This window comes from Catenulispora sp. GAS73 (assembly GCF_041262085.1).
GTDB lineage: Bacteria > Actinomycetota > Actinomycetes > Streptomycetales > Catenulisporaceae > Catenulispora.
Genome location: NZ_JBGCCM010000002.1, coordinates 454,679 through 478,084, shown reverse-complemented (window position 1 = coordinate 478,084; position 23,406 = coordinate 454,679). Strand labels below are relative to the sequence as shown.

The following is a 23,406-nucleotide window of genomic DNA, read 5'->3' as shown; positions in this document are numbered from 1 at the left end:
CGCTCAGCCCCCGGTCAGCGCCGTCAGCGCGATCTCGCCGAGCCCGCGCACCATCCGCGTCCCGACCGGCTCCAGCGCGAACGACGCGTCGTCGGCCAGCGCGTCCGCCAGCTCCGGGTCCACCACGATCTGGTCCGGCTCGGCCAGCGACGTCAGCCGTGCCGCGAGGTTGACCGTGGTCCCGTAGATGTCGCCGTTGCGCTGCACGACGTGCCCGTACGCCACGCCGATCCGCAGCTCGGGCACCGCCTCGGTGCGCCGCATCGAGGCCAGCAGGTCCAGCGCGATCCGCGCGGCCCGGGCCGGGGAGTCGGCGGCGAACATGATCTCGTCGCCCAGGGTCTTGATCAGCCGTCCGCCGCCGTAGGCCACGGTGTCGGCGGCGTTGGCCTCGAACACCGACACCAGCCGGGCCAGCTCCTCCTCGGTCAGCTGGCGCGAGAGCCGGGTGAAGGAGACCAGGTCGGCGAACCCGACGGCCTGCAGGCCCTCGGCGTGCTCCTGGAGCTGCTGCCGGACCCGGCCGGCGGCCGCGGCGAGCTGCCGGCGCCAGACGTAGACCAGCAGCTCCTCCAGCTCCGGCAGGACCCGGCGGCCGATCCGGTAGCCGAACTCGGCCATCTCCTCCGAGCCCACACCGGCCGTGTCGAAGGCGTCGAACAGCACGTCGACCTGCCATTCGGCGAGCCGGGCCGTGGTCTGTCCCATCGAGCGCGCGACCTGGACCGCGAAGTCCTCGGTGAACAGCCCGCTGCGCGGCATGCCGCCGAGCCGGAGCAGGGCGTCGACGTCGGCGTCGGTGAAGGCGCGGGCCTGGCCGACGTCGGCGAAGCCCATCGCGCGCCAGTAGCGGCGGGCTTCGTCGTACGGGATGCCCGCGGCTTTGCAGACTTCGTAGGCGGTGTGCCGGGGGACGCCGCCGAGCAGGAGGGCTTCCAGCTCGTCGCCGTTGGCGGCCTTGCGCTTGGCGGCGCTGGATGCGCCGGGGGTGGCAGGGGTGCCGGAGGCGCCGTTGGTTCCGCCGGCGACGCCGTTCCGGGCGACGCCGGAGCCGCTGACAGCGCCGGGACCGGCCACGCCGCCGACGCCTCCGATGCCGCCCACGCCACCGGCGCCTTCGACTGCGCGGGAGCCGGAGGTCCGGGCAGCCCCGGCCGAGTCAGCCGAGTCAGCCGAATTGGCCGACCCAGCCGACCCAGCCTCAGCCCGGCGCGCCCGGCCGCCGTTCTTCCCGGCCGCGTCGTGGCCACCGTCCCCCGGCACCCTGCGCGCCATCGTGTTCCGCAGCTCCTGCCCTGGTCGCCGTCGAATCGCCTGCGTCTGCTACTTCAGCTGCTTCTGCTACTTCTGTTACTTCTTCTTGCCGTGGTGCTCCTCGGGCTCGGCCAGCGCGGCCGTCCCGTCGGTGCCGACGTTGCTGATCAGGTTGGTCAGCTCACGCTGCGTGGACTCCACGTGCGGGATGTCCTCCAGCTGCTCCTGGCCGTGCTCGCCGGCCGACTCCACCACCAGCGTGCCACAGCCCAGGATGCGGTCCAGCAGGCCGTTGTGCTTGAACGACACGTCGTTGATCTTCACCAGGGGCATGTCGCGGCCCTCGCGGTGGATGAAGCCCTCGCGGATGATGAGCCGCTTGTTCGTGACGATGTAGTTCTTGTTCAGCCAGATGACCCAGGGCCGGACCGTGAACACGATGATGTCGATCAGCGCCAGCGCGCCGACCCCGATCGCTGCGAACTTCTGCGTGCTGCCGCTGGTCAGCCCGGCCGCGGCGCCGAACACGGCGACCGCGACGACCAGGTTCAGCACCGGGAGGATCAGCGCCTTCCAGTGCGGACGCAGCGCGAGGTCGATCTGCTCGCCGGGCGCCAGAAGGTGCTTGGGGTAACCCATTGCCGTCACTACTCCCTCAACTCCGCGCCTCCCCCCTGTGAGGAAGCGAAGGTGTCCTGTCGCCACGCATACTTGCAGACAATAGGAGCGCTTGGCAGTTACTTGCCGGTGACAGGGTCTTGTCACCTGAGATGAACGACATCCCCCGCCCCGAACCCGCGCTCCCCGTCGGCGTTCCGCACCAGCAGCCGGCCGTCGCCGTCCAGCCCCACCGCCTCCCCGACCACGGGCTCCCCGCCGGGCAGCTCCACCCGCACCCGCCGCCCGAAAGTCGCGCACGAAGCGGCGTACGCCGAGAGCAGCCCCGAGGCCATCGGGTCGCCGCCGGTCACGCTCCAGTCCGTGTACCAGCGTTCAAGCTCGCGAAGGATCGCACGCAGCAGCGTGTCGCGATCAGCGGCCTTCGCGTTCTCCAACAGGAGCGAGGTCGCGTGCGGCGCGGGCAGCTCATCGCGCCGCAACGAGACGTTGAGCCCCAGCCCGACGACCGCGGCCGCCCCGCCCGGAGTCTCGACGCGCTCGACGAGGATGCCGCCGAGCTTGCGGGCGGCGCCGTAGGCGGTGTCATTACTACTGTCGGTTTCATTGGGGGCGTCGGATTCATCGGGAGTGTCGCCGTCATCCACCACGATCAGATCGTTCGGCCACTTCAACCGCACCGGAACGCCACTGACCGCGTCCACCGCCGTCCGCACCGCGGTCCCGGCCAACAACGGCAACCATCCCCACCGCGTCGGCGGCACATCATCCGGCCGGAGCAACACCGACAGGAACAACCCCGACCGCGCCGGCGCCGTCCACGTCCGCCCCAACCGCCCGCGCCCGGCACTCTGCGCCTCGGCGACGAGCACGTACCCCTCTGCCGCTCCGCCCCGCGCCGCCTCGGCCACATCCGCGTTGGTGGAGCCGGTCTCGCGCACCACTTCGACGCGCCTCCAGAGGCCGCCGGGGCGGACGACCGCCTTGTTCACGGCCAGCTCGCGCAGGGGTGGGCGGTCCAGGTCGCTGTAAGCGGAGTCACTACTCATCCCACGAGGCTATTGCCTGGATACGCATTACAGTGACCACGTGACCGACGCCGAAGCCCCCTCAAACGACGCACCCCACACCACGGCGGGCAAGCTCGCGGAACTCCGATCCCGCCTCGACACGGCGATCCACGCCGGGAACGAGCGTGCGGTGGAGAAGCAGCACGCCAAGGGGAAGATGACGGCCCGCGAGCGGATCGAGTATCTGCTCGACGACGGCTCCTTCATGGAACTGGACGAGCTGGCGGTGCACCGCTCGGCGCGCTTCGGCATGGAGCGGAACCGGCCGTACACCGATGGTGTGGTCACCGGGTTCGGGACCGTGGACGGTCGGCAGGTGTGCGTGTTCTCGCAGGACGTCACGCTCTTCGGCGGAGCGCTCGGCGAGGTGTACGGCGAGAAGATCGTCAAGGTGCTGGACCTGGCGCTCAAGCTCGGGTGTCCGATCGTGGGGATCAACGAGGGCGGCGGCGCGCGCATCCAGGAGGGTGTCGTCTCGCTGGGGCTGTACGGCGAGATCTTCCGGCGGAACGTGCTGGCCTCCGGTGTCATCCCGCAGATCTCGCTGATCATGGGCGCGGCGGCCGGCGGGCACGTCTACTCCCCGGCGCTGACCGACTTCGTGGTGATGGTCGACCAGACCTCGCAGATGTTCATCACCGGCCCCGACGTCATCAAGACCGTCACCGGCGAGGACGTCTCGATGGAGGACCTCGGCGGCGCCCGGACGCACAACACCAAGTCCGGCAACGCGCACTACATGGGCGCCGATGAGAAGGACGCCATCGACTACGTCAAGGGCCTGCTGTCCTTCCTGCCGAGCAACAATCTTGAGGACGCCCCCGAGTACGACGCCCCGGCGGACTTGGAGATCACGCCCGAAGACCGGGAGCTGGACACGCTGGTGCCGGACTCGGCGAACCAGCCCTACGACATCCACCAGGTCATCGAGCACGTCCTGGACGACGGCGACTTCCTGGAAGTGCAGGCGCTGTTCGCGCCGAACATCGTCGTGGGCTTCGGCCGGGTCGAGGGCCGCACCGTCGGCATCGTCGCCAACCAGCCGATGCAGCTGGCCGGCTGCCTGGACATCGACGCCTCCGAGAAGGCCGCGCGCTTCGTCCGCACCTGCGACGCCTTCAACGTCCCGGTCCTCACCTTCGTCGACGTCCCCGGCTTCCTCCCGGGCACGGACCAGGAGTGGAACGGCATCATCCGGCGCGGCGCGAAGCTCATCTACGCCTACGCCGAGGCCACGGTGCCGCTGCTGACCATCATCACGCGCAAGGCCTTCGGCGGCGCCTACGACGTCATGGGCAGCAAGCACCTCGGCGCCGACCTGAACGTCGCGTGGCCCACCGCGCAGATCGCGGTGATGGGCGCGCAGGGCGCCGTGAACATCCTGTACCGCAAGGAGTTGGCGGCCGCGGAGGATCCGACCGCCGAGCGCGCGCGGCTCATCCAGGAGTACGAGGACGAGCTCCTGAACCCCTACGACGCGGCCGAGCGCGGCTACGTGGACTCGGTGATCGAGCCGTCGCAGACCCGCACCTACGTCGTCAAGGCGTTGCGCGCACTGCGTTCCAAGCGCGAGACGCTGCCGCCGAAGAAGCACGGGAACATCCCGCTGTGAGCGGCGTGGAGGAGAGTAGCGGAGTGCAGGCCGCACCCGAAGTCAAGGTCCTGCACGGCAACCCCACGGCGGAGGAAGTCGCCGTGGTGGTCGCCGTCGTCGCGGCCGCCGTCGCCGGTGCGGCGTCACGATCGAGTAACGACGGCAGCGGGGCGCGTCCGCGCAGCGGTTGGATGGCCCGGGAGCGGAACGTTCGCGCCCCGTTGCACCCCGGTCCGGGCGGCTGGCGGGCTTCGGCGTTCCCGCAAGCGCGCTGAATTCAGACATCTGGGTATCCCTGCGGCGTACACCGCAGGGAGTAGTCGGGCATGATCACGTCATCTGTAGGGGGATTCCCAGATTCCGCCTTAAGTCGCATCCGGTCCGTCGGGACCGGCGAGTACAGTTGACAGCGTTAGAAGAAGAGTTGTAGCTCCGCAAAGTGGGGGGTACCCAGCAATGCCAACGACGACGTCCATATCCACAAAGCGCCGCTCGATCCGCGCGCTGACGATGACGATCGCTGTCGGCGCCGTCGCCGGGCTCTCGCTGTCCGCGTGTTCCTCGTCGGGCAGCACCGCCGGCGGGAACACCAGCGGCAAGACGCCCACTGAGGCGCTGGCTGCCGCGGTGCACAACATCTCCAACGGCAACGCCGAGTCGTTCCAGCTCTCGCTGAAGCCCGATGACGCGATGATCGCGGCCCTGAACAAGAGCAGCGGCAGCGACGCGCAGTCCGCGGCGATCGCCAAGAGCCTGTTCAGCAACGGCGGCATCGTCGTGAAGTTCACGGCCAGCTCCGACAAGCCGCTGAAGGACCTCAAGACCGGGGAGAACCCGAACGTCGAGTTCGACCTGACCGGCGGCGGCACCGACCTGTTCGACGTCCGCACCGTGGCCGGGGCGCTGTACGCGAAGGTCAACGTGCCGCAGTTCCTGCAGCTGTCCGGCAAGTCCGCGTCCTCCCTGACCGGCCAGCTCGGCCAGGTGCCGCCGGACTTCCAGGCGCCGCTGCAGGCCCTGATGGCCGGCAAGTGGGTGGGGGTCAGCGCCTCGGACCTGAAGGGTCTGGAGCAGATGCTGCAGAGCTTCGGCGGCAGCGGCGGCGACCTCGGCTCCACGCCGACCACGTCCCCGAGCGGCGCCGGCTCGCAGATGCTCTCCAATCTGGAGACCTCGCTGATGAAGGCGCTGACCCAGGACGCCAACGTCACCGACAAGGGCAGCGGCCACTACCAGATCACCGGCAAGGTCAAGGTCATCGGCCAGGACGTGCTGCAGGCCGTCACCCCGGTGCTGAACACGGTGCCCGGCAAGTCCAAGACCGACATCGACAAGCTGCGCCAGAGCCTGAACTCGGTCCCGGACAGCGAGAACATCACGTTCGACACATGGGTTAAGGGCGGGCAGATCAGCGAGCTGCAGGTGGACCTCGCGCAGTTCGCGCCGGCGGACCAGTCCGGCGGCGGCCACCTGCCGTTGGACGCGAAGTTCAGCCAGAGCGCGAACAGCGTCAGCGCGCCGAGCGACGTGACGAACGTCGACGTGCAGAAGCTGCTGTCGGCGTTCGGGAGCGGCCTGTAGGTCCGGGCCGGCTCGCACGTGGACAAGCGGGCCTGAGCGAGTGAGTCTGAGCAAGCGAGTCTGAGCGAGCAAGTCTGAGCAAGCATCGACGGCGGGGAGTCCTGACGGGCTCCCCGCCGTCGTGTTGTCTCATTCCGCCACGGCGCTCCAGTACGCGGTGTAGTTCATCCCCAGATCGGCCATCAGCTTGCGCAGCAACGGCTTCGACAGCCCGATCACGTTCGAGTGGTCGCCCTCGATCCGGTCCACGAAGGCGCCGCCGAGGCCGTCGATGGTGAACGCCCCGGCCACCCGCTCCGGCTCGCCGGTGGCGACGTAGGCCATGATCTCCTCGTCGCTGGGCTCCCCGAAGTGCACGACGGTCTCGGCGACGTCGCCGGTCTCCTTGCCGGTCGCGCGGTCGACCAGCCAGTGCCCGGTGAGCAGGACGCCGGAGCGGCCGCGCATGGCGTACCAGCGGGCCACCGCCTCCTCGGGGGTGTCCGGCTTGCCGAGCGGACGGCCGCCGAACTCCAGGACCGAGTCGCAGCCGATGACCAGGGTGCCGTCGGTCTCCGGGAGCGCCGCGACGGCCCGGGTCTTGGCCTGCGCCAGCGCGAGGGCGACCTCGCGGGGAGTGGCGTCCGGGCCGAGCGCTTCCTCGACGGCGTCCTCGTCCACGCCGCTGACCAGGACGCGGGGATCGAAACCCGCTTTGCGCAGCAGCGACAGGCGGGCGGGGGAGGCGGAGGCCAGGACGACCGGGGGCGGGGTTGGGGGCGGGGTTGTGGACATGCCCAGACTCTAACCGGGGCGCCGGGAGCGCCTTCGGCAGTCTTGTCAGGCAGTGTTGTCAGGCGGTGGTCGGGGCGCCGTTGCCGGGCCGCGGGCCGGGGCTGGCCGGCGGGGCCGGCTCCACCGGGCCGGGCTCGGGCTTGGGCGCGGCCGGCGTCACCATCGCCACCGCGAGCGCGCCGGACAGCAGCAGGAACACCCCGCCGAGCACGAACAGCTGGGTCCAGCCGGTCACCCCGGTGACCACTATCGTCACGAACAGCTGCAACGCCGCGATGGCCATCATCAGGCCCTGCATGAAGTTGTTCAGCACCATGCCGAACGCGGCCAGGACCAGGATGATCGCGCCCAGCAGCAGCGCCGCGAACAGCCCCAGGTTCAGGCCGATCGCCACGAGCTTGAGCAGGCCGGGCCCGGCCGGGCCGAACTTCACGCCGTTGCCGAAGGCGACGAAGCCGTAGAAGCCGGCGGCCACGATCAGCGTCCCCAGCGCCTCGGCGGCCAGCGCCACGGCTCCGGCGAGGATCAGTATCTTGCGTCCCACGGCTGCTGCTCCCGATCCCGACGACGGAGTATTGGACGGTTCGTTGAAAACTACTCGCCGGTAGCGGTCGGTACAAGAGGGTTGATGACTCCCGATCGGGTGAAACGCCGGTCGCACTTAAGGCGGCACGCGGACCAAACACCGGAAAACGGACGGTGGGCGATCTAGGATCTTGCGGCGTGAAGGCACCGGACCGACGTACCGCGCTGCGGGCGGGATTGGCCGTGTTGGGCTCGGCCGCGTCGGCGGGGCTGGCGGCGTGCTCGGGTGGGGCGGGTGGCGGGGTGGGTGGAGCGGGTGGCGGGGTGGGTGGCGGGGTGGGTGGAGTGGGTGGCGGGGTGGGTGGAGTGGGTGGAGCGGCTGCGGATGCTGCGCGGGGATCGGCGGGCTCGGCTGGACTGGCGGGTTCGGCGGGCTCGGCGGGTTCGACCGCGGGCGCCAATGGCTTGACCGGTTCGATCGCAGGCGCCAACGGCTTGACCGGTTCGATCGCAGGCGTCAGCGGCTCGGCTGGCGTTGCGCAGCCCGGGGCAGTCTCCGGGGGCTCCGCGTCCCCGGCGTCCCCCTCCAGCCGGACCCAGGGCCTCGCCGAGGTTGACCACGCCGCGTCCGGCCGTCCCCAGATCGCCCTGACCTTCCATGGCGATGGCGACCCGCAGCTGGCCCAGGCCCTGCTCAAGGAGGCCGAGGCCGGCCAGGCCCGGCTCACCGTGCTGGCCGTCGGCCGCTGGCTCGGTGCGCACCCGGAGATGGCACGCCGGGTTCTGGACGGCGGCCACGAGCTGGGCAACCACACTGAGAACCACGTCGATGTCTCGCGGCTGTCTGCGGCGGCGGCGTTCGCCGAGATCGAGCAGTGCGCCGCGCGACTGCAGAAGCTGACCGGGTCGCCGGGTATCTGGTTCCGGCCCTCGCAGACCCAGCACGCCAATCCCATGCTGATCGAGCAGGCGCGCAAGGCCGGGTATCGCACGGTGCTGTCCTACGACGTGGACCCGCTGGACTATGAGGATCCGTCGGCGGCGCAGATCGCGGAGCGGCTGTTGGCTGCGGTGCATCCCGGGGCTGTGGTGTCGATGCACCTCGGGCATCAGCACACGGTGGCGGCGCTGCCGGCGGTGCTCGCTGGGCTGAAGTCTCGCGGTTTGGCTGCTGTTACCGCATCGGAGCTGTTCTCGTGACGCGTAGTACGCACGGGCGCCGGTCTCGGGCGACTCGGCAGTCGGGGATGTCTGGGGTATCTCGCGTGTCGCGGCCGTCGCAGTCCGCCATCCGGATGCGCCAGGCGGCGGCGACGCTGATTGCGACCGGGGTGATTGGTGCGGGGGTGTGGTTCGCTACTGATCGTGCTGTGTGGAACGACGACGGTCGGCCGGCTGCTGAGGGTTCTGGCTCTGGTTCCGGTTCCGGTTCGAGTATGACCGGTATGACCGGGATGGACTCCAGCGCCGGGCAGGGTCCGGCTTCCGTCTCGAACGCTGCCGGTGCGCCGGCCAACACTCCTGCCGGAACGCCGCGGAGCGCTGGGACGATGCTGCCCGCCGCATTGCCAGGGATGCCCGCGTACGACCCCGCCGACCTGTACTCCTTCGATCGCCCGGGCATGGTGTCGCCGGTGATCGCGGCGGCGCTGCCCCGGGTGTACGTTCCGAACACTGAGAGCGACACCGTTACGGTGATCGATCCGTCGGACTATCACATCATCGAGACGATGAAGGTGGGCCACGAGCCGCAGCATGTGGTGCCGTCTTGGGATTTGAAGACCCTGTGGGTCAATAACGACCTGGGCAACAGCCTGACGCCGATCGACCCGTTTACGGGGAAGGCGGGCGCGCCGATCCCGGTGCACGACCCGTACAACCTGTACTTCACGCCGGACGGGGCGTCCGCGGTCGTGATGGCCAGCAAGGACATGCAGCTGGTCTTCCGCGACCCGCACACCATGGCTGTGCAGAAGGTCCTGCCGGTCCCGTGTGAGGGCGTGAACCACGCGGACTTCTCGCCGGACGGGGCGTACTTCGTCGTGTCGTGCGAGTTCTCCGGGCAGCTGCTGAAGGTGGACACCAAGAACCGCGCGATCCTCGGTGTCCTGGACCTGCCGCAGAAGGGCTCGATGCCGCAGGATGTGAAGATCTCGCCGGACGGCAAGGTCTTCTACGTCGCGGATATGGTCGCTAACGGGCTGTGGACCGTGGAGGGTGATGCCTTCAAGCTGACCGGCTTGATTCCGACCGGCAAGGGCGCCCACGGGCTGTACGTCTCCCGCGACTCGACGACGATGTACGTTTCCAACCGAGGTGAGGGCAGCATTACGCTGCTGGACTTCGCTACTGGTAGGCCCCGCGGCAAGTGGCAGCTTCCTGACGGCGGGTCGCCTGATATAGGGGGCGTCTCGGCGGACGGCAAGGTGCTGTGGTTGTCCGGCCGCTACAACGCCGAGGTCTACGCCATTTCTACGACGGATGGTCGGTTGCTGGCTCGGATTCGTGTGGGGCGCGGGCCGCATGGGCTTGCGGTGTATCCGCAGCCGGGGCGGTATTCGCTGGGGCATACGGGGGTGTTTCGGTAGGGGGTGTTGCTGGTTGCTGGCTTCTGGCAGCTATGTCGGTAGCGCGTGCTATACCTGTGTATAAGGGGCGATAATTCCGTAACAAAATGGCGGCATGCCCGACTCGCACACTGGGTCACGTCGGCGGCTGCCGGTTTTCGTGTTCACAACCGCGCGGCGGTCCGAGTCACTGCGCATGTCGTAGGCGGCAATCGTCGTGCGTGGTGGGTGCCTTGAGGCCTCCGGCGGGCGCTCTACAGCGAGGGGGCGACCCGCGCGTCCGGCGCTTCGGCGGCGGCCCGCGACTGCTCGGCTTCCTTCACGCTGTTGCCTGCGCCGCGCTGTCTGCTGGCGGTCGCTGCTTGTGGTCGCCGAGGTTCTGTGCCCCTCGCCGCGTCGTCGCCTTACGGAACCAGGCCGGTCCGGTGGTGTAAAGCCGGATCGCTGCTGCTGTGGTCCGGTTTCGCCCGGCTTGACACCACCGGCCCGACCAGGTTGGCTTCGCCCGCCGACGCGGCGAGGGACCCAGAACCAACACCCCGCATGGTCCGGTCGGACACGACTCACCACGTGGCCGGTCGGGCTGGCTGGTCGCGGCCCCTTACCCGATGATCCGCTCCGCGCCGCAGTAGACGTTCGCCGTCCGTCCCCGCAGGAATCCGACAAGCGTCAGCCCTGACTCCGCCGCCAGGCTTGCTGCCAGCGATGACGGTGCCGACACTGCGGCCAGTACTGGGATCCCGCCGGCCACGGCCTTCTGCACCAGTTCGAACGAGGCGCGGCCGCTCACCGCCAGGACGTGCTCGCGCAGCGGTAGTCGGCCGGCGCGTAGTGCCCAGCCGAGGACCTTGTCGACTGCGTTGTGGCGGCCGACGTCTTCGCGTAGGCAGATCAGGTCGCCGTTGGCGGTGAACAGGGCTGCTGCGTGGAGGCCGCCGGTTTTGGCGAAGATCTTTTGTGCTTCGCGCATTCGGTCCGGCAGTGTGAACAGGGTCGCAGCCGGGATCTTTATGTCGTCGTGGGCGACTGGCCAGCGTGCTGCGGCGTGCACGGCGTCGATCGATGTCTTTCCGCACACTCCGCAGGCGCTGGTCACGTACGACGACCGCCGTAGGCGCTCCTCGGGGAGTTCCACGCCGGGGGCCAGGGTGACGTCCACGATGTTCAGGGGGTCGCCGTCGGCGAAGGTCAGTGATGCCTCGCCGTCGATGTATGCCGTGGAGGTGCAGCCGTTGTCGGCTGAGCAGAACTTCATGCGGACCACGTCGTCGGGCTCGGCTAGGACGCCCTCGGCGGTCAGGTGGCCGGCCACTAGGTCGAAGTCGTCGCCGGGGGTGCGCATGGTCACGGTGAACGGGCGTCCGCCGATGCGCATCTCCAGGGGTTCCTCGGCGGACAGGTGTTCCTCGCCGCTGCGGCGGCGGGTCGGGCCTTCTGCCGAGCCGTCCAGGCGTACTACGCGCCGTCGTGTCGTCACCCTACTCACGGGCCTCACCCACATTCGTCCCCAAGCCTTAGGATCCCAGGTTGCCCCGGTAATAGGCAAGTGATTTTCCACCACTGACATTCCCGCTTAAAAACCAGGTGAGAAGTGTCATGGGCATTCTCTACCATCCGAGCTATGGAGTCGACGCCAGCAGAACCTGTCACCAGTAAACCCAAGATTCCAGACAGTACAGAGCTTCCCGATGAACCGAGGCGCGGCGCGTTCGTTTCGCTGCGCCGCCTGGCCCCCTTCGTGCGGCCCTACCGCGGCCAGATGATTCTGATGACCCTGTCCGCCCTCGGGGCCACCCTGGTCGGCGTCGCTGTGCCGCTGCTGACCAAAGATCTCATCGATGGGCCGATCGCGCACCACGACAAGGCGGCCCTGTGGCCGCTGGGCGGCCTGGTGCTCCTGTTCGGCATCGCCGAAGCCACGCTGTTCTGGCTCCGGCGGTGGTTCCTGCAACGGGCCGCCCTCGGCATCGAGGCCGACATCCGGAACGCCTTCTTCCGCCACCTGCAGAAGCTGCCGGTGGCCTTCCACGACTCCTGGCAGTCCGGTCAGCTCGTCTCGCGCATGTCCGGCGACATCAACAGTCTGCGCCGGTTCTTCGGCTTCGCGCTGATCTTCCTGGTGGTCAACGGCGCCACCTTCCTGCTCGTCGGCGGGGCGCTGGTCGTCATCCATCCGGTGATGGGCCTGATCATCTACGCCGCGTCGATCCCGCTGATCCTCTACGGCCGGCTCGCCGATCGCCGCTACCACCGGCAGTCGCGCGCCGCGCAGGACCAGGCCGGCGACGTCGCCACGCTGGTCGAGGAGTCCGCGCTGGGCATCCGCGCGGTCAAGGCGTTCGGCCGCCAGGGCCTGCTGTTCGAGCGCTTCGACGAGCGCGCGCAGACGCTGCGGACGCTGGAGCTCACGAAGATCAGGACCCTGTCGGAGCTCTGGGCGGTCTTCTCGTTGCAGCCGCAGGTGGTGCTCTCGCTGTGCGTGCTGATCGGCGCCTACGCGGTGTCCTCCGGTGTGCTGTCCCTGGGCACGCTGGTCGCCTTCATCTCGCTGTACCTGACGCTGCTGTGGCCGATCGAGTCCATGGCCTGGCTGATGGCGCAGAGCCAGGAGGCGAACTCGGCGGCCGAGCGCGTCCTGGAAGTGCTGGACATCGTGCCGGCCATCGCCGACGCGGAGACGACGCGGCGCCCGCAACCCGCCAGTGCCGGCGAGCTGGTCTTCGAGAACGTCAGCTTCAGCTACCCGAACTCCGACCGGCCGGTGATCTCCGGGTTCGACCTGCGCGTCGCCCCCGGTGAGACGGTCGCGCTGGTCGGTCCCACCGGCTGCGGCAAGACCACGCTCACCGCGCTGGTGCCGCGGCTGTACGACGCCACGGCCGGGCGGGTGCTGGTTGACGGCGTCGACGTGCGTGACCTGCCGCTGGCGGAGCTGCGCAGCAAGGTCGCGTGTGCCTTCGAGGACCCGACGCTGTTCTCCGCCTCGGTGCGCGAGAACCTCACCATGGGGGTCCCAGACGCTACCGGGGAGCAGCTCGACGAGGCGATCGGGGTCGCGCAGGCCGGGTTCGTCGACGAGCTGCCCTGGGCGCTCGACACGCGGGTGGGGGAGCAGGGGCTGACGCTGTCCGGCGGGCAGCGGCAGCGCGTCGCGCTGGCCCGCGCGGTGCTGGGCCGGCCCTCGATCCTGGTGCTGGACGACCCGCTGTCCGCGCTGGACATCCACACCGAGGGCAAGGTCGAGGAGGCGCTGCACAGCGTGCTGCGCGGCACCACCGGCCTGGTGGTCGCGCACCGGCCGTCCACGGTGCTGCTGGCCGACCGGGTGGTGCTGCTCTCGCCGACCGGACCGGAGGGTACGACCATCGCGGCCGTCGGGACGCATCACGAGCTGCTGCAGACGTGTCCCGCCTACCGCGACATCCTTTCGCAGACCTCTGATCTGGCTGACGCGGCCGAGGAGTCCGAGCCCGACACCTGCGACAGCGAACTCGTGGAGGTGTCCCGATGACCACGACCACCACCGACTGGCGCGGTGTCGCCGTCGAGAAGAAGGACGACCTGCCGGACAAGCGGGGCATCCGGCTGCGGGCGCGGAGCCGGAGGCTGCTCGGCGAGCTCGTCCGGCCGCATCGCAGAGAGCTGCTGTTCTGCACCGGGATGGTGTTGGTGCAGACCGTATTTAACATGGCCGGGCCCTACCTGGTCTCCATCGGCATCGACCGCGGTATCCCGGCGCTGCGGCGCGGGGACTGGACGCCGATCATCTGGGTGTTCGTGCTGATGGTGATCTCCGCCGTGCTGGCGTCGGGGCTGCGCGCGATCTTCCTGAACAAGGTCGGGCGCATCGGCCAGACCATGCTGCTGAACCTGCGCCGCATGGTGTTCGCCAAGTTCCAGGCGCTGCCGCTGGCGTTCCACGAGAACTACACCTCCGGGCGCGTGATCAGCCGGCTGACCTCGGACCCGGACGCGCTGAACGACCTGATCGACAACGGCCTGGACGGGCTGCTGGACGCGGTGCTGACGGTGTCGGCGATCGGCATCATGATGGCGGTGCTGGACGTGCCGCTGGCGCTCGTGGTGGGGCTGGCGTTCCCGGCCATGCTGCTGCTGATGCGGTGGTTCTCGCGGCACTCGGCGGTGGCCTACCGTCGGACGCGCGAGACGATCGCGGCGCTGATCGTGCACTTCGTGGAGACCTGCAACGGGATCCGCGCGGTGAAGGCGTTCCGCCGCGAGCCGCGCAACGAGGAGATCTTCCGGCAGCTGAACAACGACTACCGCCGGGCCAACGCGCGCGCGATGAACCTGCTGGCGATCTTCATCCCCGGGATGAAGACCATCGCGGCGTTCACCACGGCGGGCGTGGTGGTCTACGGCGGGCTGCGGGTGATGGACGGGAACATCCAGATCGGCGTGCTGGTGGGCTTCGTGCTGTACCTGCGGCGGTTCTTCAACCCGCTGGAGGACATCGCGATGTTCTACAACTCCTTCCAGAGCGGGACGGCCGCGCTGGAGAAGCTGTCCGGCGTCCTGGCGGAGGCCAACGAGCTGCCGGAGCCGGCCGAGCCGAAGCCGCTGCCCTCGCCGCTGGCCGGCCGGGTCGCGTTCGACGGCGTGACCTTCGCCTACCCCAAGCGCGAGTCGGACGAGACCTCCGCGTCCGGCGCCGAGGCCGAGGACGTCGGCACCGGCGGCAAGGTGATCCTGCCGCTGCTGGACCTGCAGATCCCGGCCGGCCAGACCCTGGCCCTGGTCGGCGCGACCGGCGCGGGCAAGTCCACGCTGGCGCGCCTGCTGTGCCGCTTCTACGACCCGCAGGACGGCGCCGTACGCGTCGACGGCGTGGACGTGCGCGACCTGGCCGACGCCGACCTCCGCCGCGCGGTGGTGATGGTGACGCAGGAGAACTTCCTGTTCGCCGGCTCGGTCGCGGACAACATCGCCTTCGGCCGCCCGGACGCCACCCGCGAGGAGATCGAGGCGGCGGCCAAGGCCATCGGCGCGCACGAGTTCATCACCGCCCTGCCGGACGGCTACGACACGGACGTGAAGAAGCGCGGCGGACGCCTGTCCGCGGGCCAGCGCCAACTCGTCGCCTTCGCCCGCGCCTTCATCGCCGACCCGGCAGTGCTGGTCCTGGACGAGGCCACGAGCTCCCTGGACGTCCCCAGCGAGCGCATGGTCCAACGCGCCCTCCGCACCATCCTGGCCGACCGCACGGCGCTGATCATCGCGCACCGCCTGTCGACCGTCGAGATCGCCGACCGGGTCCTGGTGATGGAGGACGGCCGTATCGTCGAGGACGGCGAGCCCGGCGCGCTGCTGGCCGCCGGGACCGGGCGGTTCGCGGGGCTGCACCAGGCTTGGCGGGAGTCTTTGGTGTAGGGGTGGTGAGCGGAGCTGGAGCTCTGTGAGCTGAGCTAAGCGGTCGGCGTCGTCACTTCGGAGGCGGCGCCGACCAGCTTTCCAGCCGGCTTCGCAGCCTGGGCGACGACCCGCGCCGTCTCGTTCCCCGCGCGCAGCATGCGCTCGTCCCGAGCCGGCAGACAGCGGCGCGCCTCCGGGTCGTACACGGTCATCACCGCGCCGGCGTGGTCCGCGTCGAGCTCGGTGAGTGTGGCCGGCCAGCCCCGCTTTCGCAGCGCCGAGTGCAGGCGGCGGGCTTGCTCGACGTCGACTCGCGAGTCGGCGGTGCCGTGAATCACGTGGACCGGAAGTGGCGACGCGAGCACGTCGTCTCCTGCCAGCCGTTCCAGAGCCGCCCGGCCGGTCAGGGGATCCGGGCTCGTATACCCGCCGGCTATGGCGACGACGGCCTGAGGCCTCCAGCCGTCCAGTGCCCCGTCGTCCAGGGCGACAGCGACCGCGGTCTTGCCACCCAGCGACCAGCCGGCCAGCGTGATCCGCGTGGCGTCCCCGTTGAAGTCGGCTCCGTGTCGCTCAACGAAGAGGGCTGATTCACGTAGGTCCGTCTGCCCGCCGTCCTCGGCATCGGGTCGCCAGTCCGGCACGAAGCAGCCGACGCCCAGCGACGCGATCGCCCTGGAGAGCGGGGCGAGGACGTCGCGTTCGTTCGGTCCCCTCCCGTGCCACAGCAGCACAATCGGACACGGATCCGGCCGGTCCTCGGGAAAGTAAGCGTCCATACGCTGGCCGCTGCTCCCGTAAGCGAGCCCGTCGACAACGGAGACGTCCACTCGCTCCCCATCCCCGACCGCTTGACGCGGCGCTGCGCGGTGCCCAACGGACACACGCACATTTTCAGCCAGCTTTACCCGTTCTCTCAAACCATATTCAGCCTCTCCGCGCCCCACTTGCATCCCGCTGATGCCCGACCGTCTGCACGTGCGTCCGGCGCGTGCGCGCGGCCGAAGACGTTGCTGGTGAAGGCCATGGTGGCCACTCTGTGCATGTCGCGCCACTCCGCTGCGTAGTGCCAAGACTCGGCAAAGTCCCGGTCATCTTCGGGCCGTCTCCATTGAGACCGGACCGTGACCTCCGGCAGATTGCTCTCCCGACAGGCCTCGCGCGGGCGTTCGAAAACGAACACCCCACACACCCCGCGCACAGGAGGCGAAGTTCGGCGGAAGGCCTCTCTTGTCCGGCATATCCGGCTCCGGCTCCGGCAGACACGTCGCCAGCCACGCCAAGCCCGGTGCGATGACCCACGCCAAGGGCAAGGTCAAGACCGCGGCCGCGGTGACGAGTGTCCTGGCGGTCAGCGGAGGCGTCGCCACCGCGTTCCACATGCATCAGGACGGGCTTCGCAACAGTGCGGAGGCCGCGTCGTCGGGGGACGCGAACAACTCCGCCGCGATCGCCGCCGCGAACGCGCTGGCGGCCCGGTCGAGCACCGCCGCGAACCGTGACCTGGCGCGCCCCGGGCTGACGCAGAGCTCGTCCGCCGCGCCGAGCACGTCCCAGGCGCCGACGTCGGCCGCCACGTCGAGCACGACGCCGCCGGCGCCCACCTCGACGTCGACGACCAGCACCACGCCGCCGGCGCCGACGACCACCAAGTCGCCGATCCCGCTGCCGACGAAGACCTCGACGAGCACGCCGACGCCGCCGAAGACCACGACGACGACGCCGACCTCGTCCAGCTCCTCCGGCTCCGGCACCAACATGGGCTACAACGCCACGCCGGCGCAGGCCAAGGCGATGGCCGAGCAGATCGTGCCGTCCAGCCAGTTCCTCTGCTTCTCGAACATCATCGAGCGCGAGTCGAGCTGGGACGTCCACGCCACCAACCCGTCCTCCGGCGCCTACGGCCTGGGCCAGGCTCTGCCCGGCTACAAGATGGCCTCGATGGGCTCGGAGTGGCGCAACAGCGCCCTGGTCCAGATCAAGTGGGCGCTGTCGTACATGACCGGCCGCTACGGCTCGCCGTGCGCCGCGTGGGCCTTTTGGCAGGCCCACGACTGGTACTGACGTACCGACCAGGCGGCCCGGGACCCCACATCCGACTGCCGGCGCTTGCAGTCCTGAGCGCCGGCGCCGGACCCGGGTGGCCGCAAGACCGACCCGCGGCCGAACCCCCCACCGGCCCGCCGGGGCGGAACCAGGAAGGGTGCGTCAGCCGTCTGAGGCGGCGGCGAGCAGCGGGACCAGAACGTCGGACACCGGCGTCGGGATCCCGTGCCGCCGCCCCAGACGGCGAACCACTCCGTTGCGCGCGTCCCACTCCAGCTCCCGGCCCGCGAGCCGGTCGAACAGGATCGAGGACCCGATGTCCGGGTCCATCCGCTCGAAGATGCCGACCAGCGCCTCGGCCTCGCTCTCCGGCAGCGTCGCGCCCTCGGCCCGGGCCACCGCCAGCGTCTCCTGGGCCAGCGCCAGAACCAGCTCCCTGATGTCGGGGCGCTGGTAGATCGCGGCCCGGCGGCCGGTGGCCGCCATCACGCCGGCGATCGCGTTCGTGGTCAGCTTGCGCCAGGCCGCGGTGGTGAAGTCCGCGACCAGCTCGATCTCGACCGCCGGCGCCCCCTCCAGCAGCCGGGCGAACTCCTCGCCGTCCGGGCCCGCGGGGACCTGGATCATCGAGGAGATGTTGTTGCGGACGGTGATCTCGCCGGGCCCGGTCGGCTCGGCGCTGATCCAGACGATGGCCGGCAGCACGTGCGCGTCGTTCACGTACGGCGCGACCCGCTCCACGTGCTCCACGCCGTTCTGCAGCGCGACGACCGTCGTGGTCGGCTTGCAGAGCGCGTCCAGGTACCCGGCGGCGCCGTCGGTCTGATGTGCCTTCACCGCCAGCAGCACCCACTCGGCCGGCCCGGACACCTCCGCCGGGGAGGTTAAGATCGGGGCCTCCAGGTCGGTCGCGGTCCCCGAGACGTCGTCCACCACGCGCAGTGCCCCGGGATCGCGCCGTGCGCACAGCGTGACGGAATGCCGCCCCGTCTGCTGCGCCGCCAGCGCCGCGACCGAACCGATAGCGCCAGGCCCCACCACCGCTATGTCAGCCATGGCACAAGAGCGTATTGCTTCCGTGGCACCCCGTGCGAGGCGACAACAGGTTGCGATCGAAGGTTACCGCCGAGTTCACAGCGTTGCGGCGGGCCGTTACCGCACGTCCCCCATCAGCCGGTTGATGACCGGTGAGGCCGCGAACACCAGCACCCCGATGGCCGCCGCGACGAGTCCCAGCGACAGGAAGTAGCTGAAGTCGCTCATCGTGGTGCTGAGCTTGGTGACGTACACGTTCAGCGCGTTGCCGGTGGCCGTCGCCAGGAACCACAGCCCCAGCATCTGTCCGGCGAACCTGGGCGGCGCCAACTGCGTGGTCACCGACAGGCCGACCGGCGACAGGCACAGCTCCCCGATCGTCTGCAGCAGGTAGGCGACCGCCAGGAAGGCGATCGAGACCCGGTGCGTCGGCGTGGCGTCCTTGCCCGCGACGCTCATCACGAAGAACGAGCAGCCGATCACCACCAGCGCGATCGCGAACTTCACCGAGGTGCGCGGGGCCCGGTCGCCGAGCCGCTGCCACATCCAGGCGAAGATCGGCGCGAACACCATGATGTAGAAGGGGTTCGCGGACTGGAGCCACACCGAGGGCATCTCCCAGCCGAAGATGTGCAGGTCGGTCTTGTCGGCGGCGAACAGGTTCAGCTGGCTGCCGGACTGGTCGTAGATCATCCAGAACACCGTCGCGCCGATGAAGAAGGCGACGAACGCCAGCAGCTTCGGCCGCTCCCCGGCCGACAGCCCGCCGCGGCTGAACATGTACCCGAAGTACACGAACGGCGTGGCGATGATCGGCGCGGCCAGCCCGTCGGCGAAGGCCGAGACCGACCACTGGGTGATCGCCATCCAGCCCAGCACGATCGCCAGCACGATGGCCACGATCACCGCGCCGGCCTTCAGCGACCGCCGCAACTCCGGCGGCGTGATCGGCTTCGGCGGCCGCAGCCCGACCGTGCCCAGGTGCTTGCCCTCCACGATGTACCAGACCACCGCGAACGTCATGCCGATCGCCGCACACCCGAAGCCCAGGTGGTAGTTGATGTGCTGGCCGATCCAGCCGGCGGTCAGCGGCGCCAGGAAGGCGCCCATGTTGATCGCCATGTAGAACACCGTGAAGCCGGCGTCCCGCCGCTTGTCGTGCTCGTGGTAGAGCCCGCCGACCTGCGCGGAGATGTTCGGCTTGAGCAGTCCGGTGCCCAGCACGATCAGCCCCAGCCCGAGGAACGCCGTCGCCGAGGTCGGGACGGCCATCACGTAGTGGCCCAGCGCGATGATGATGCCGCCCCACAGCACCGAGCGTCTGGCGCCCCAGATCCGGTCGGCGATCCAGCCGCCGGGCACCGCCATCAGGTAGACGAGGCTGTTGTAGATGCCGTAGAAGCTGTTGCCGGCCTCCTGGGAGAGTCCCAGGCCGTGGTGGGCCGCGGTGTCGGTGAGGAACAGCACCAGCAGCCCGCGCATGCCGTAGAAGCTGTACCGCTCCCAGAACTCGGTGGCGAACAGCGTCTGCAGACCTTTGGGGTGACCGAAGAACGCTCGGTCCTCATCCTGCGGGGGCAAGCCCTGGGCGGGGGACGGAACGTTGTGGGTCGTCATGCGTTCGGTGCTTCCCGGACCAGATCGCAGCATTACAGACAATGCTCCGGATGGGGGAGCGACAGCCGGTCCACCCCGATTACCATCACACTCATGACCCGAGTACTGCTCGCCGAGGACGACGCCGCCATTTCCGAACCGCTGGCGCGGGCGCTTCGACGTGAGGGCTACGAGGTCACCGTCCGCGCCGACGGTCCCGGGGCCCTGTTGGCCGGTCAGAGCGGCGTCGACCTGGTGGTTCTCGACCTCGGCCTGCCCGGCATGGACGGCCTGGAGGTCTGCCGCCGGCTGCGCGCCGACGGCCACACCTTCCCGGTGCTGGTGCTGACAGCACGCGCCGACGAGGTTGACACCGTCGTCGGTCTGGACGCCGGCGCCGACGACTACGTCACCAAGCCGTTCCGCCTGGCCGAACTGCTGGCCCGGGTCCGCGCGCTGCTCCGGCGCGGCACCCCGGACCTGGGCAACGGCGTGCACGGCGTCCGGATAGACATCGAGTCGCACCGCGCCTACCTGGGCGACCAGGAGCTGAACCTGACCGCCAAGGAGTTCGACCTGCTGCGGGTGCTGGTGCGGGAGGTCGGCCGGGTGGTCACCCGGGACCAGCTGATGCGCGAGGTCTGGGACACCACGTGGTGGTCCTCCACCAAGACCCTGGACATGCACATCTCCTGGCTGCGCAAGAAGCTCGGCGACGAGGCCTCGCGCCCCCGGTTCATCACCACGGTGCGGGGCGTCGGCTTCCGCTTCGAGCGCGGTTAGCGCGCGGGCCCGCCTGCTGTGCGCCGCCGCCTGGTCTCCTCCACGTTCCTCGTGGTGATGATGGTCGTCATCCTGCTCGGCGTGCCGCTGGCCGTGCTGGAGGTGCGCTCGGTCGACACCAGCACCAAGACCGTGCTGGCCACCGAGGCCCGCATGCTCGCCCGGACGGTGTCCATGCAGGTCAGCAAGGCCAGCCTGGACGGCACCAACTCCGGGCCGCTGGGCAACTACGTCTCGAACATGCAGCAGATGGTCGCCGCCGACCACACCGCCACGATCAACGTCGACGGCCAGAGCCCGATGCAGGTCAACCCGCTGGCGATCGCGCCGGGCGCGCCGACCTTCACCGCCACCTTCAACGAGGACGGCGTGCTGCGCAACGTCGGCGTGCACGTCACCGTGCGGGCCCCGCGCGAGCCGGCCGACAAGCAGATCCGCAGCTCGATGTACCTGATCGGGGGCGTGGCGCTGGCCGTGCTGGTCGCCGCGACCGGGCTGGCCTACCTGCAGGCCCGCCGCCTGACCAAGCCGCTGGAGGAGCTGGCCGCCACCGCCGAGCGCCTGGGCTCCGGCGACCCGCGGCCCCGGCACCGCCGCTACGGCATCAGCGAGCTGGACCGGGTCGCCGAGGTCATCGACAGCTCGGCGGACCGGATCTCCACGATGCTGGGCTCGGAGCGCCGGCTGGCCGCCGAGGCCTCGCACGAGCTGCGCACCCCGCTGGCCGCGCTGTCCATGCGGCTGGAGGAGATCATCACCCTGGCCGACGACCCGCAGACCGTGCGCGACGAGGCCGAGGTGGCGCTGTCGCAGGTGGAGCGGCTGACCGACGTGGTGCAGCGGCTGCTCACCACGGTGCGCACGCACCGCCGCTCGGACCTGGCGGTGCCGATCGAGGTGGACACCGTGATCCGCCAGCAGGTCCACGAGTGGCGCCCGGCCTACCAGTCCATGCGCCGCGGGATCGTGGTCTCCGGCGAGCGGCGGCTGATGGCCATGGCCACGCCCGGGGCGTTCTCCCAGATCCTGTCCACGCTGCTGGAGAACTCGCTGATCCACGGCGCCGGCACGGTCACCGTGCACACCCGCGCGGTCGGCGGCTCGGTGGTGATCGAGGTCGGCGACGAGGGCGATGGCATAGCGCCGGACCTGGAGGCGAAGCTGTTCGAGCGAGGAGCCTCCTCTCGCGGGTCCACCGGGCTGGGCCTGGCGGTGGCGCGGGAGTTGGCCGAGGCCGACGGCGGCCGGCTGAACCTGGTGCTTCAGCGGCCGGCGGTGTTCGCCGTGTTCCTCACGGAGCACTCGCCGTTGTCGGTGATTGCGCGCTGAAGCCGTCGTCGGGGTCGGCGCCCTGGTTGGGGAGGGCGTCGTCGCCGTTGCTCGGCGTGGAGCCCGCGGGAGTCTCCGCAGCGGTCCCGGCGGCCCCGGCAGCCTCGGGGAACACGAACAGGTGCGAGGTCGTGAACCGGAACACCCCGGCGACCGGCAGGCCCAGCACGAACTTCGCGACGTTGGCCGCGGCGATGCTGTGGAAGCCCAGCACCCGGTCCCCGACGAACACGAAGCTGTTCTCGATGATCAGGCCTATCAGGCTGATCAACGCGAACATCGCCATCTCGCGGCGGCGGGCGTCGGCCGGGCGGTCGCGGAAGACCCAGTAGCGGTTGCCGATGTAGGCGGTGACGGTGGCCGCACAGGTGCCGCCGACGGAGGCGACGGTGTGGCTCAGCCCGGTGTACTTCCACAGCAGGTTCGAACTGCCGACGTCGGAGGCCACCCCGATCGCGCCGACCACGCCGAACTTGAGCATCTCGGCGTAGAGCTTGCGGACTGTCGAGGTGACCTTGGCAACGAGCACAGGAGGATTATCTACGCGTGAGGCGGGAGCGTACTCAGCGGCTCGCGGTCTCCGGGATCGGGCGCTGGTGGACGTGCGCCTGCTGCACATGTGCCTGCTGGACATGGGCCTGAGGGGTGTGCGCCGGGTAGCCGTTCTGCACCGGGTGGCCGGCCGGGTACAGCGGCGCGGTGGCGGCGGCCGGGACGACCTCGGGCTCGGCACCCTCGGGGAAGACGAAAGTCCGGTAGCAGTACAACCGGAACAGCATTCCGATCGGCATACCGAAGACGTACTTGGCGATGTTGACCGCCAGCGTGCTGTCCTCGCCCAGGCCGTACTTCGCGATGAAGACGAACATCACTTCGATGACCGCGGCGACGCCGTTGATCAGAAAGAAGAAAAGCATCTCCCGGTGACGGTCGATCTTGTCGCGGTCCTTGTACGTCCAGTAGCGGTTTCCGACGTACGCCACGCAGGTGGCCACCACGGTGGAGACGATGGTGGCGACGATCTGCTTGTCCTTGACGGCGAGCAGCATCCCGTTCAGCACGGCGATGTTGACCAAGAGGGCTGCCGCGCCCACGACTCCGAACTTCGACAGCTCGTGGACGAGGTGTTCGAAGCGGTTGTACAGAGAACGCACGACCGTCACGCCTGCCACCTGTCTTCCATCGGTTTTCTCCTAGCGACCCGAGGGTACCGTCCCTTTCTGAGCCACTTCGACAGCTGAGTGGGAAACCTCCGTTAAAT

Annotated in this window: 21 protein-coding genes; 10 read left to right on the top strand and 11 right to left on the bottom strand. The window is 69.6% G+C overall.

The window, feature by feature from the left end; all coding sequences use genetic code 11:
- Positions 1 to 3: 3 nt before the first annotated feature.
- The 3 genes from ABH935_RS04675 to ABH935_RS04665 form a co-directional block, all read right to left on the bottom strand.
- Positions 4 to 1,104 carry an adenylate/guanylate cyclase domain-containing protein gene (locus tag ABH935_RS04675; RefSeq protein WP_370376488.1) on the bottom strand — a complete coding sequence of 367 codons (1,101 nt, stop codon included), beginning with the start codon at positions 1,102 to 1,104 and terminating at the stop codon, positions 4 to 6.
- Between the two features lie 246 nt (positions 1,105 to 1,350).
- Positions 1,351 to 1,893, bottom strand: a complete 543-nt coding sequence (locus ABH935_RS04670; protein ID WP_370376487.1) for a PH domain-containing protein — start codon at positions 1,891 to 1,893, stop codon at positions 1,351 to 1,353.
- Positions 1,894 to 2,015: 122 nt separating this feature from the next.
- Positions 2,016 to 2,921, bottom strand: coding sequence for a biotin--[acetyl-CoA-carboxylase] ligase (locus ABH935_RS04665; RefSeq protein WP_370376486.1), 906 nt, complete (start codon positions 2,919 to 2,921; stop codon positions 2,016 to 2,018).
- Positions 2,922 to 2,961: 40 nt separating this feature from the next.
- Here ABH935_RS04665 and ABH935_RS04660 point away from each other — a divergent pair, with 40 nt between their 5' ends.
- From ABH935_RS04660 to ABH935_RS04650, 3 genes are all read left to right on the top strand, one after another.
- Complete coding sequence (locus ABH935_RS04660) at positions 2,962 to 4,554, top strand: acyl-CoA carboxylase subunit beta (RefSeq protein WP_370376485.1); 1,593 nt, start codon at positions 2,962 to 2,964, stop codon at positions 4,552 to 4,554.
- A complete protein-coding gene (locus tag ABH935_RS04655; protein WP_370376484.1) occupies positions 4,551 to 4,811 on the top strand; it encodes an acyl-CoA carboxylase epsilon subunit in 261 nt (86 codons plus the stop codon). The genes ABH935_RS04660 and ABH935_RS04655 overlap by 4 nt, the downstream gene beginning before the upstream one ends.
- Before the next feature lie 181 nt (positions 4,812 to 4,992).
- The gene (locus ABH935_RS04650; protein WP_370376483.1) at positions 4,993 to 6,117 is read left to right on the top strand and encodes a hypothetical protein; all 1,125 of its coding nucleotides are present in this window, start codon (positions 4,993 to 4,995) and stop codon (positions 6,115 to 6,117) included.
- Positions 6,118 to 6,246: 129 nt separating this feature from the next.
- On the opposite strand, the gene ABH935_RS04645 is transcribed toward ABH935_RS04650, so the two are convergent.
- Together ABH935_RS04645 and ABH935_RS04640 are read right to left on the bottom strand one after the other, a co-directional pair.
- Complete coding sequence (locus tag ABH935_RS04645; RefSeq protein ID WP_370376482.1) at positions 6,247 to 6,891, bottom strand: nucleoside triphosphate pyrophosphatase; 645 nt, start codon at positions 6,889 to 6,891, stop codon at positions 6,247 to 6,249.
- Positions 6,892 to 6,949: 58 nt separating this feature from the next.
- A complete protein-coding gene (locus ABH935_RS04640) occupies positions 6,950 to 7,435 on the bottom strand; it encodes a hypothetical protein (RefSeq protein ID WP_370376481.1) in 486 nt (161 codons plus the stop codon).
- Positions 7,436 to 7,911: 476 nt separating this feature from the next.
- Between ABH935_RS04640 and ABH935_RS04635 the strand changes: the two genes are divergently transcribed.
- Positions 7,912 to 8,616 carry a polysaccharide deacetylase family protein gene (locus ABH935_RS04635; RefSeq protein ID WP_370376480.1) on the top strand — a complete coding sequence of 235 codons (705 nt, stop codon included), beginning with the start codon at positions 7,912 to 7,914 and terminating at the stop codon, positions 8,614 to 8,616.
- 245 nt (positions 8,617 to 8,861) lie between these two features.
- Positions 8,862 to 10,004, top strand: a complete 1,143-nt coding sequence (locus ABH935_RS04630; RefSeq protein ID WP_370376567.1) for a hypothetical protein — start codon at positions 8,862 to 8,864, stop codon at positions 10,002 to 10,004.
- Positions 10,005 to 10,584: 580 nt separating this feature from the next.
- On the opposite strand, the gene fdhD is transcribed toward ABH935_RS04630, so the two are convergent.
- Entirely contained in the window at positions 10,585 to 11,469 is an 885-nt protein-coding gene (fdhD, locus tag ABH935_RS04625; RefSeq protein WP_370376479.1) for a formate dehydrogenase accessory sulfurtransferase FdhD, read from the bottom strand.
- 273 nt (positions 11,470 to 11,742) lie between these two features.
- On the opposite strand from fdhD, the gene ABH935_RS04620 reads away from it, so the two are divergent.
- Together ABH935_RS04620 and ABH935_RS04615 are read left to right on the top strand one after the other, a co-directional pair.
- Positions 11,743 to 13,494 (top strand): ABC transporter ATP-binding protein, encoded by a 1,752-nt coding sequence (locus ABH935_RS04620; RefSeq protein WP_370376478.1) that lies wholly within the window; start codon positions 11,743 to 11,745, stop codon positions 13,492 to 13,494.
- Positions 13,491 to 15,374 (top strand): ABC transporter ATP-binding protein, encoded by a 1,884-nt coding sequence (locus ABH935_RS04615; RefSeq protein ID WP_370376477.1) that lies wholly within the window; start codon positions 13,491 to 13,493, stop codon positions 15,372 to 15,374. Before ABH935_RS04620 ends, ABH935_RS04615 begins: the two co-directional genes overlap by 4 nt.
- Positions 15,375 to 15,409: 35 nt before the next feature.
- Here the strand turns inward: ABH935_RS04615 and ABH935_RS04610 are convergent, their stop codons facing one another.
- Complete coding sequence (locus ABH935_RS04610; protein ID WP_370376476.1) at positions 15,410 to 16,186, bottom strand: alpha/beta hydrolase; 777 nt, start codon at positions 16,184 to 16,186, stop codon at positions 15,410 to 15,412.
- A 400-nt stretch (positions 16,187 to 16,586) separates the two neighbouring features.
- Here ABH935_RS04610 and ABH935_RS04605 point away from each other — a divergent pair, with 400 nt between their 5' ends.
- Positions 16,587 to 17,420 carry a hypothetical protein gene (locus ABH935_RS04605; RefSeq protein ID WP_370376475.1) on the top strand — a complete coding sequence of 278 codons (834 nt, stop codon included), beginning with the start codon at positions 16,587 to 16,589 and terminating at the stop codon, positions 17,418 to 17,420.
- Positions 17,421 to 17,564: 144 nt separating this feature from the next.
- Here the strand turns inward: ABH935_RS04605 and ABH935_RS04600 are convergent, their stop codons facing one another.
- Positions 17,565 to 18,458 (bottom strand): 2-dehydropantoate 2-reductase, encoded by an 894-nt coding sequence (locus ABH935_RS04600; RefSeq protein WP_370376474.1) that lies wholly within the window; start codon positions 18,456 to 18,458, stop codon positions 17,565 to 17,567.
- Between the two features lie 96 nt (positions 18,459 to 18,554).
- Positions 18,555 to 20,054, bottom strand: a complete 1,500-nt coding sequence (locus ABH935_RS04595; RefSeq protein ID WP_370376473.1) for a peptide MFS transporter — start codon at positions 20,052 to 20,054, stop codon at positions 18,555 to 18,557.
- A gap of 93 nt (positions 20,055 to 20,147) precedes the next feature.
- Between ABH935_RS04595 and ABH935_RS04590 the strand changes: the two genes are divergently transcribed.
- Together ABH935_RS04590 and ABH935_RS04585 are read left to right on the top strand one after the other, a co-directional pair.
- Entirely contained in the window at positions 20,148 to 20,816 is a 669-nt protein-coding gene (locus ABH935_RS04590) for a response regulator transcription factor (protein WP_012785064.1), read from the top strand.
- Positions 20,817 to 20,834: 18 nt separating this feature from the next.
- On the top strand, positions 20,835 to 22,145 hold the full coding sequence (locus ABH935_RS04585; protein WP_370376472.1) for a sensor histidine kinase: 1,311 nt from the start codon (positions 20,835 to 20,837) through the stop codon (positions 22,143 to 22,145).
- On the opposite strand, the gene ABH935_RS04580 is transcribed toward ABH935_RS04585, so the two are convergent.
- Both ABH935_RS04580 and ABH935_RS04575 read right to left on the bottom strand, forming a co-directional pair.
- Entirely contained in the window at positions 22,108 to 22,674 is a 567-nt protein-coding gene (locus ABH935_RS04580; RefSeq protein WP_370376471.1) for a GtrA family protein, read from the bottom strand. The genes ABH935_RS04585 and ABH935_RS04580 overlap by 38 nt on opposite strands.
- A 34-nt stretch (positions 22,675 to 22,708) precedes the next feature.
- Positions 22,709 to 23,317, bottom strand: coding sequence for a GtrA family protein (locus ABH935_RS04575; protein WP_370376470.1), 609 nt, complete (start codon positions 23,315 to 23,317; stop codon positions 22,709 to 22,711).
- Between the last annotated feature and the right edge of the window lie 89 nt (positions 23,318 to 23,406).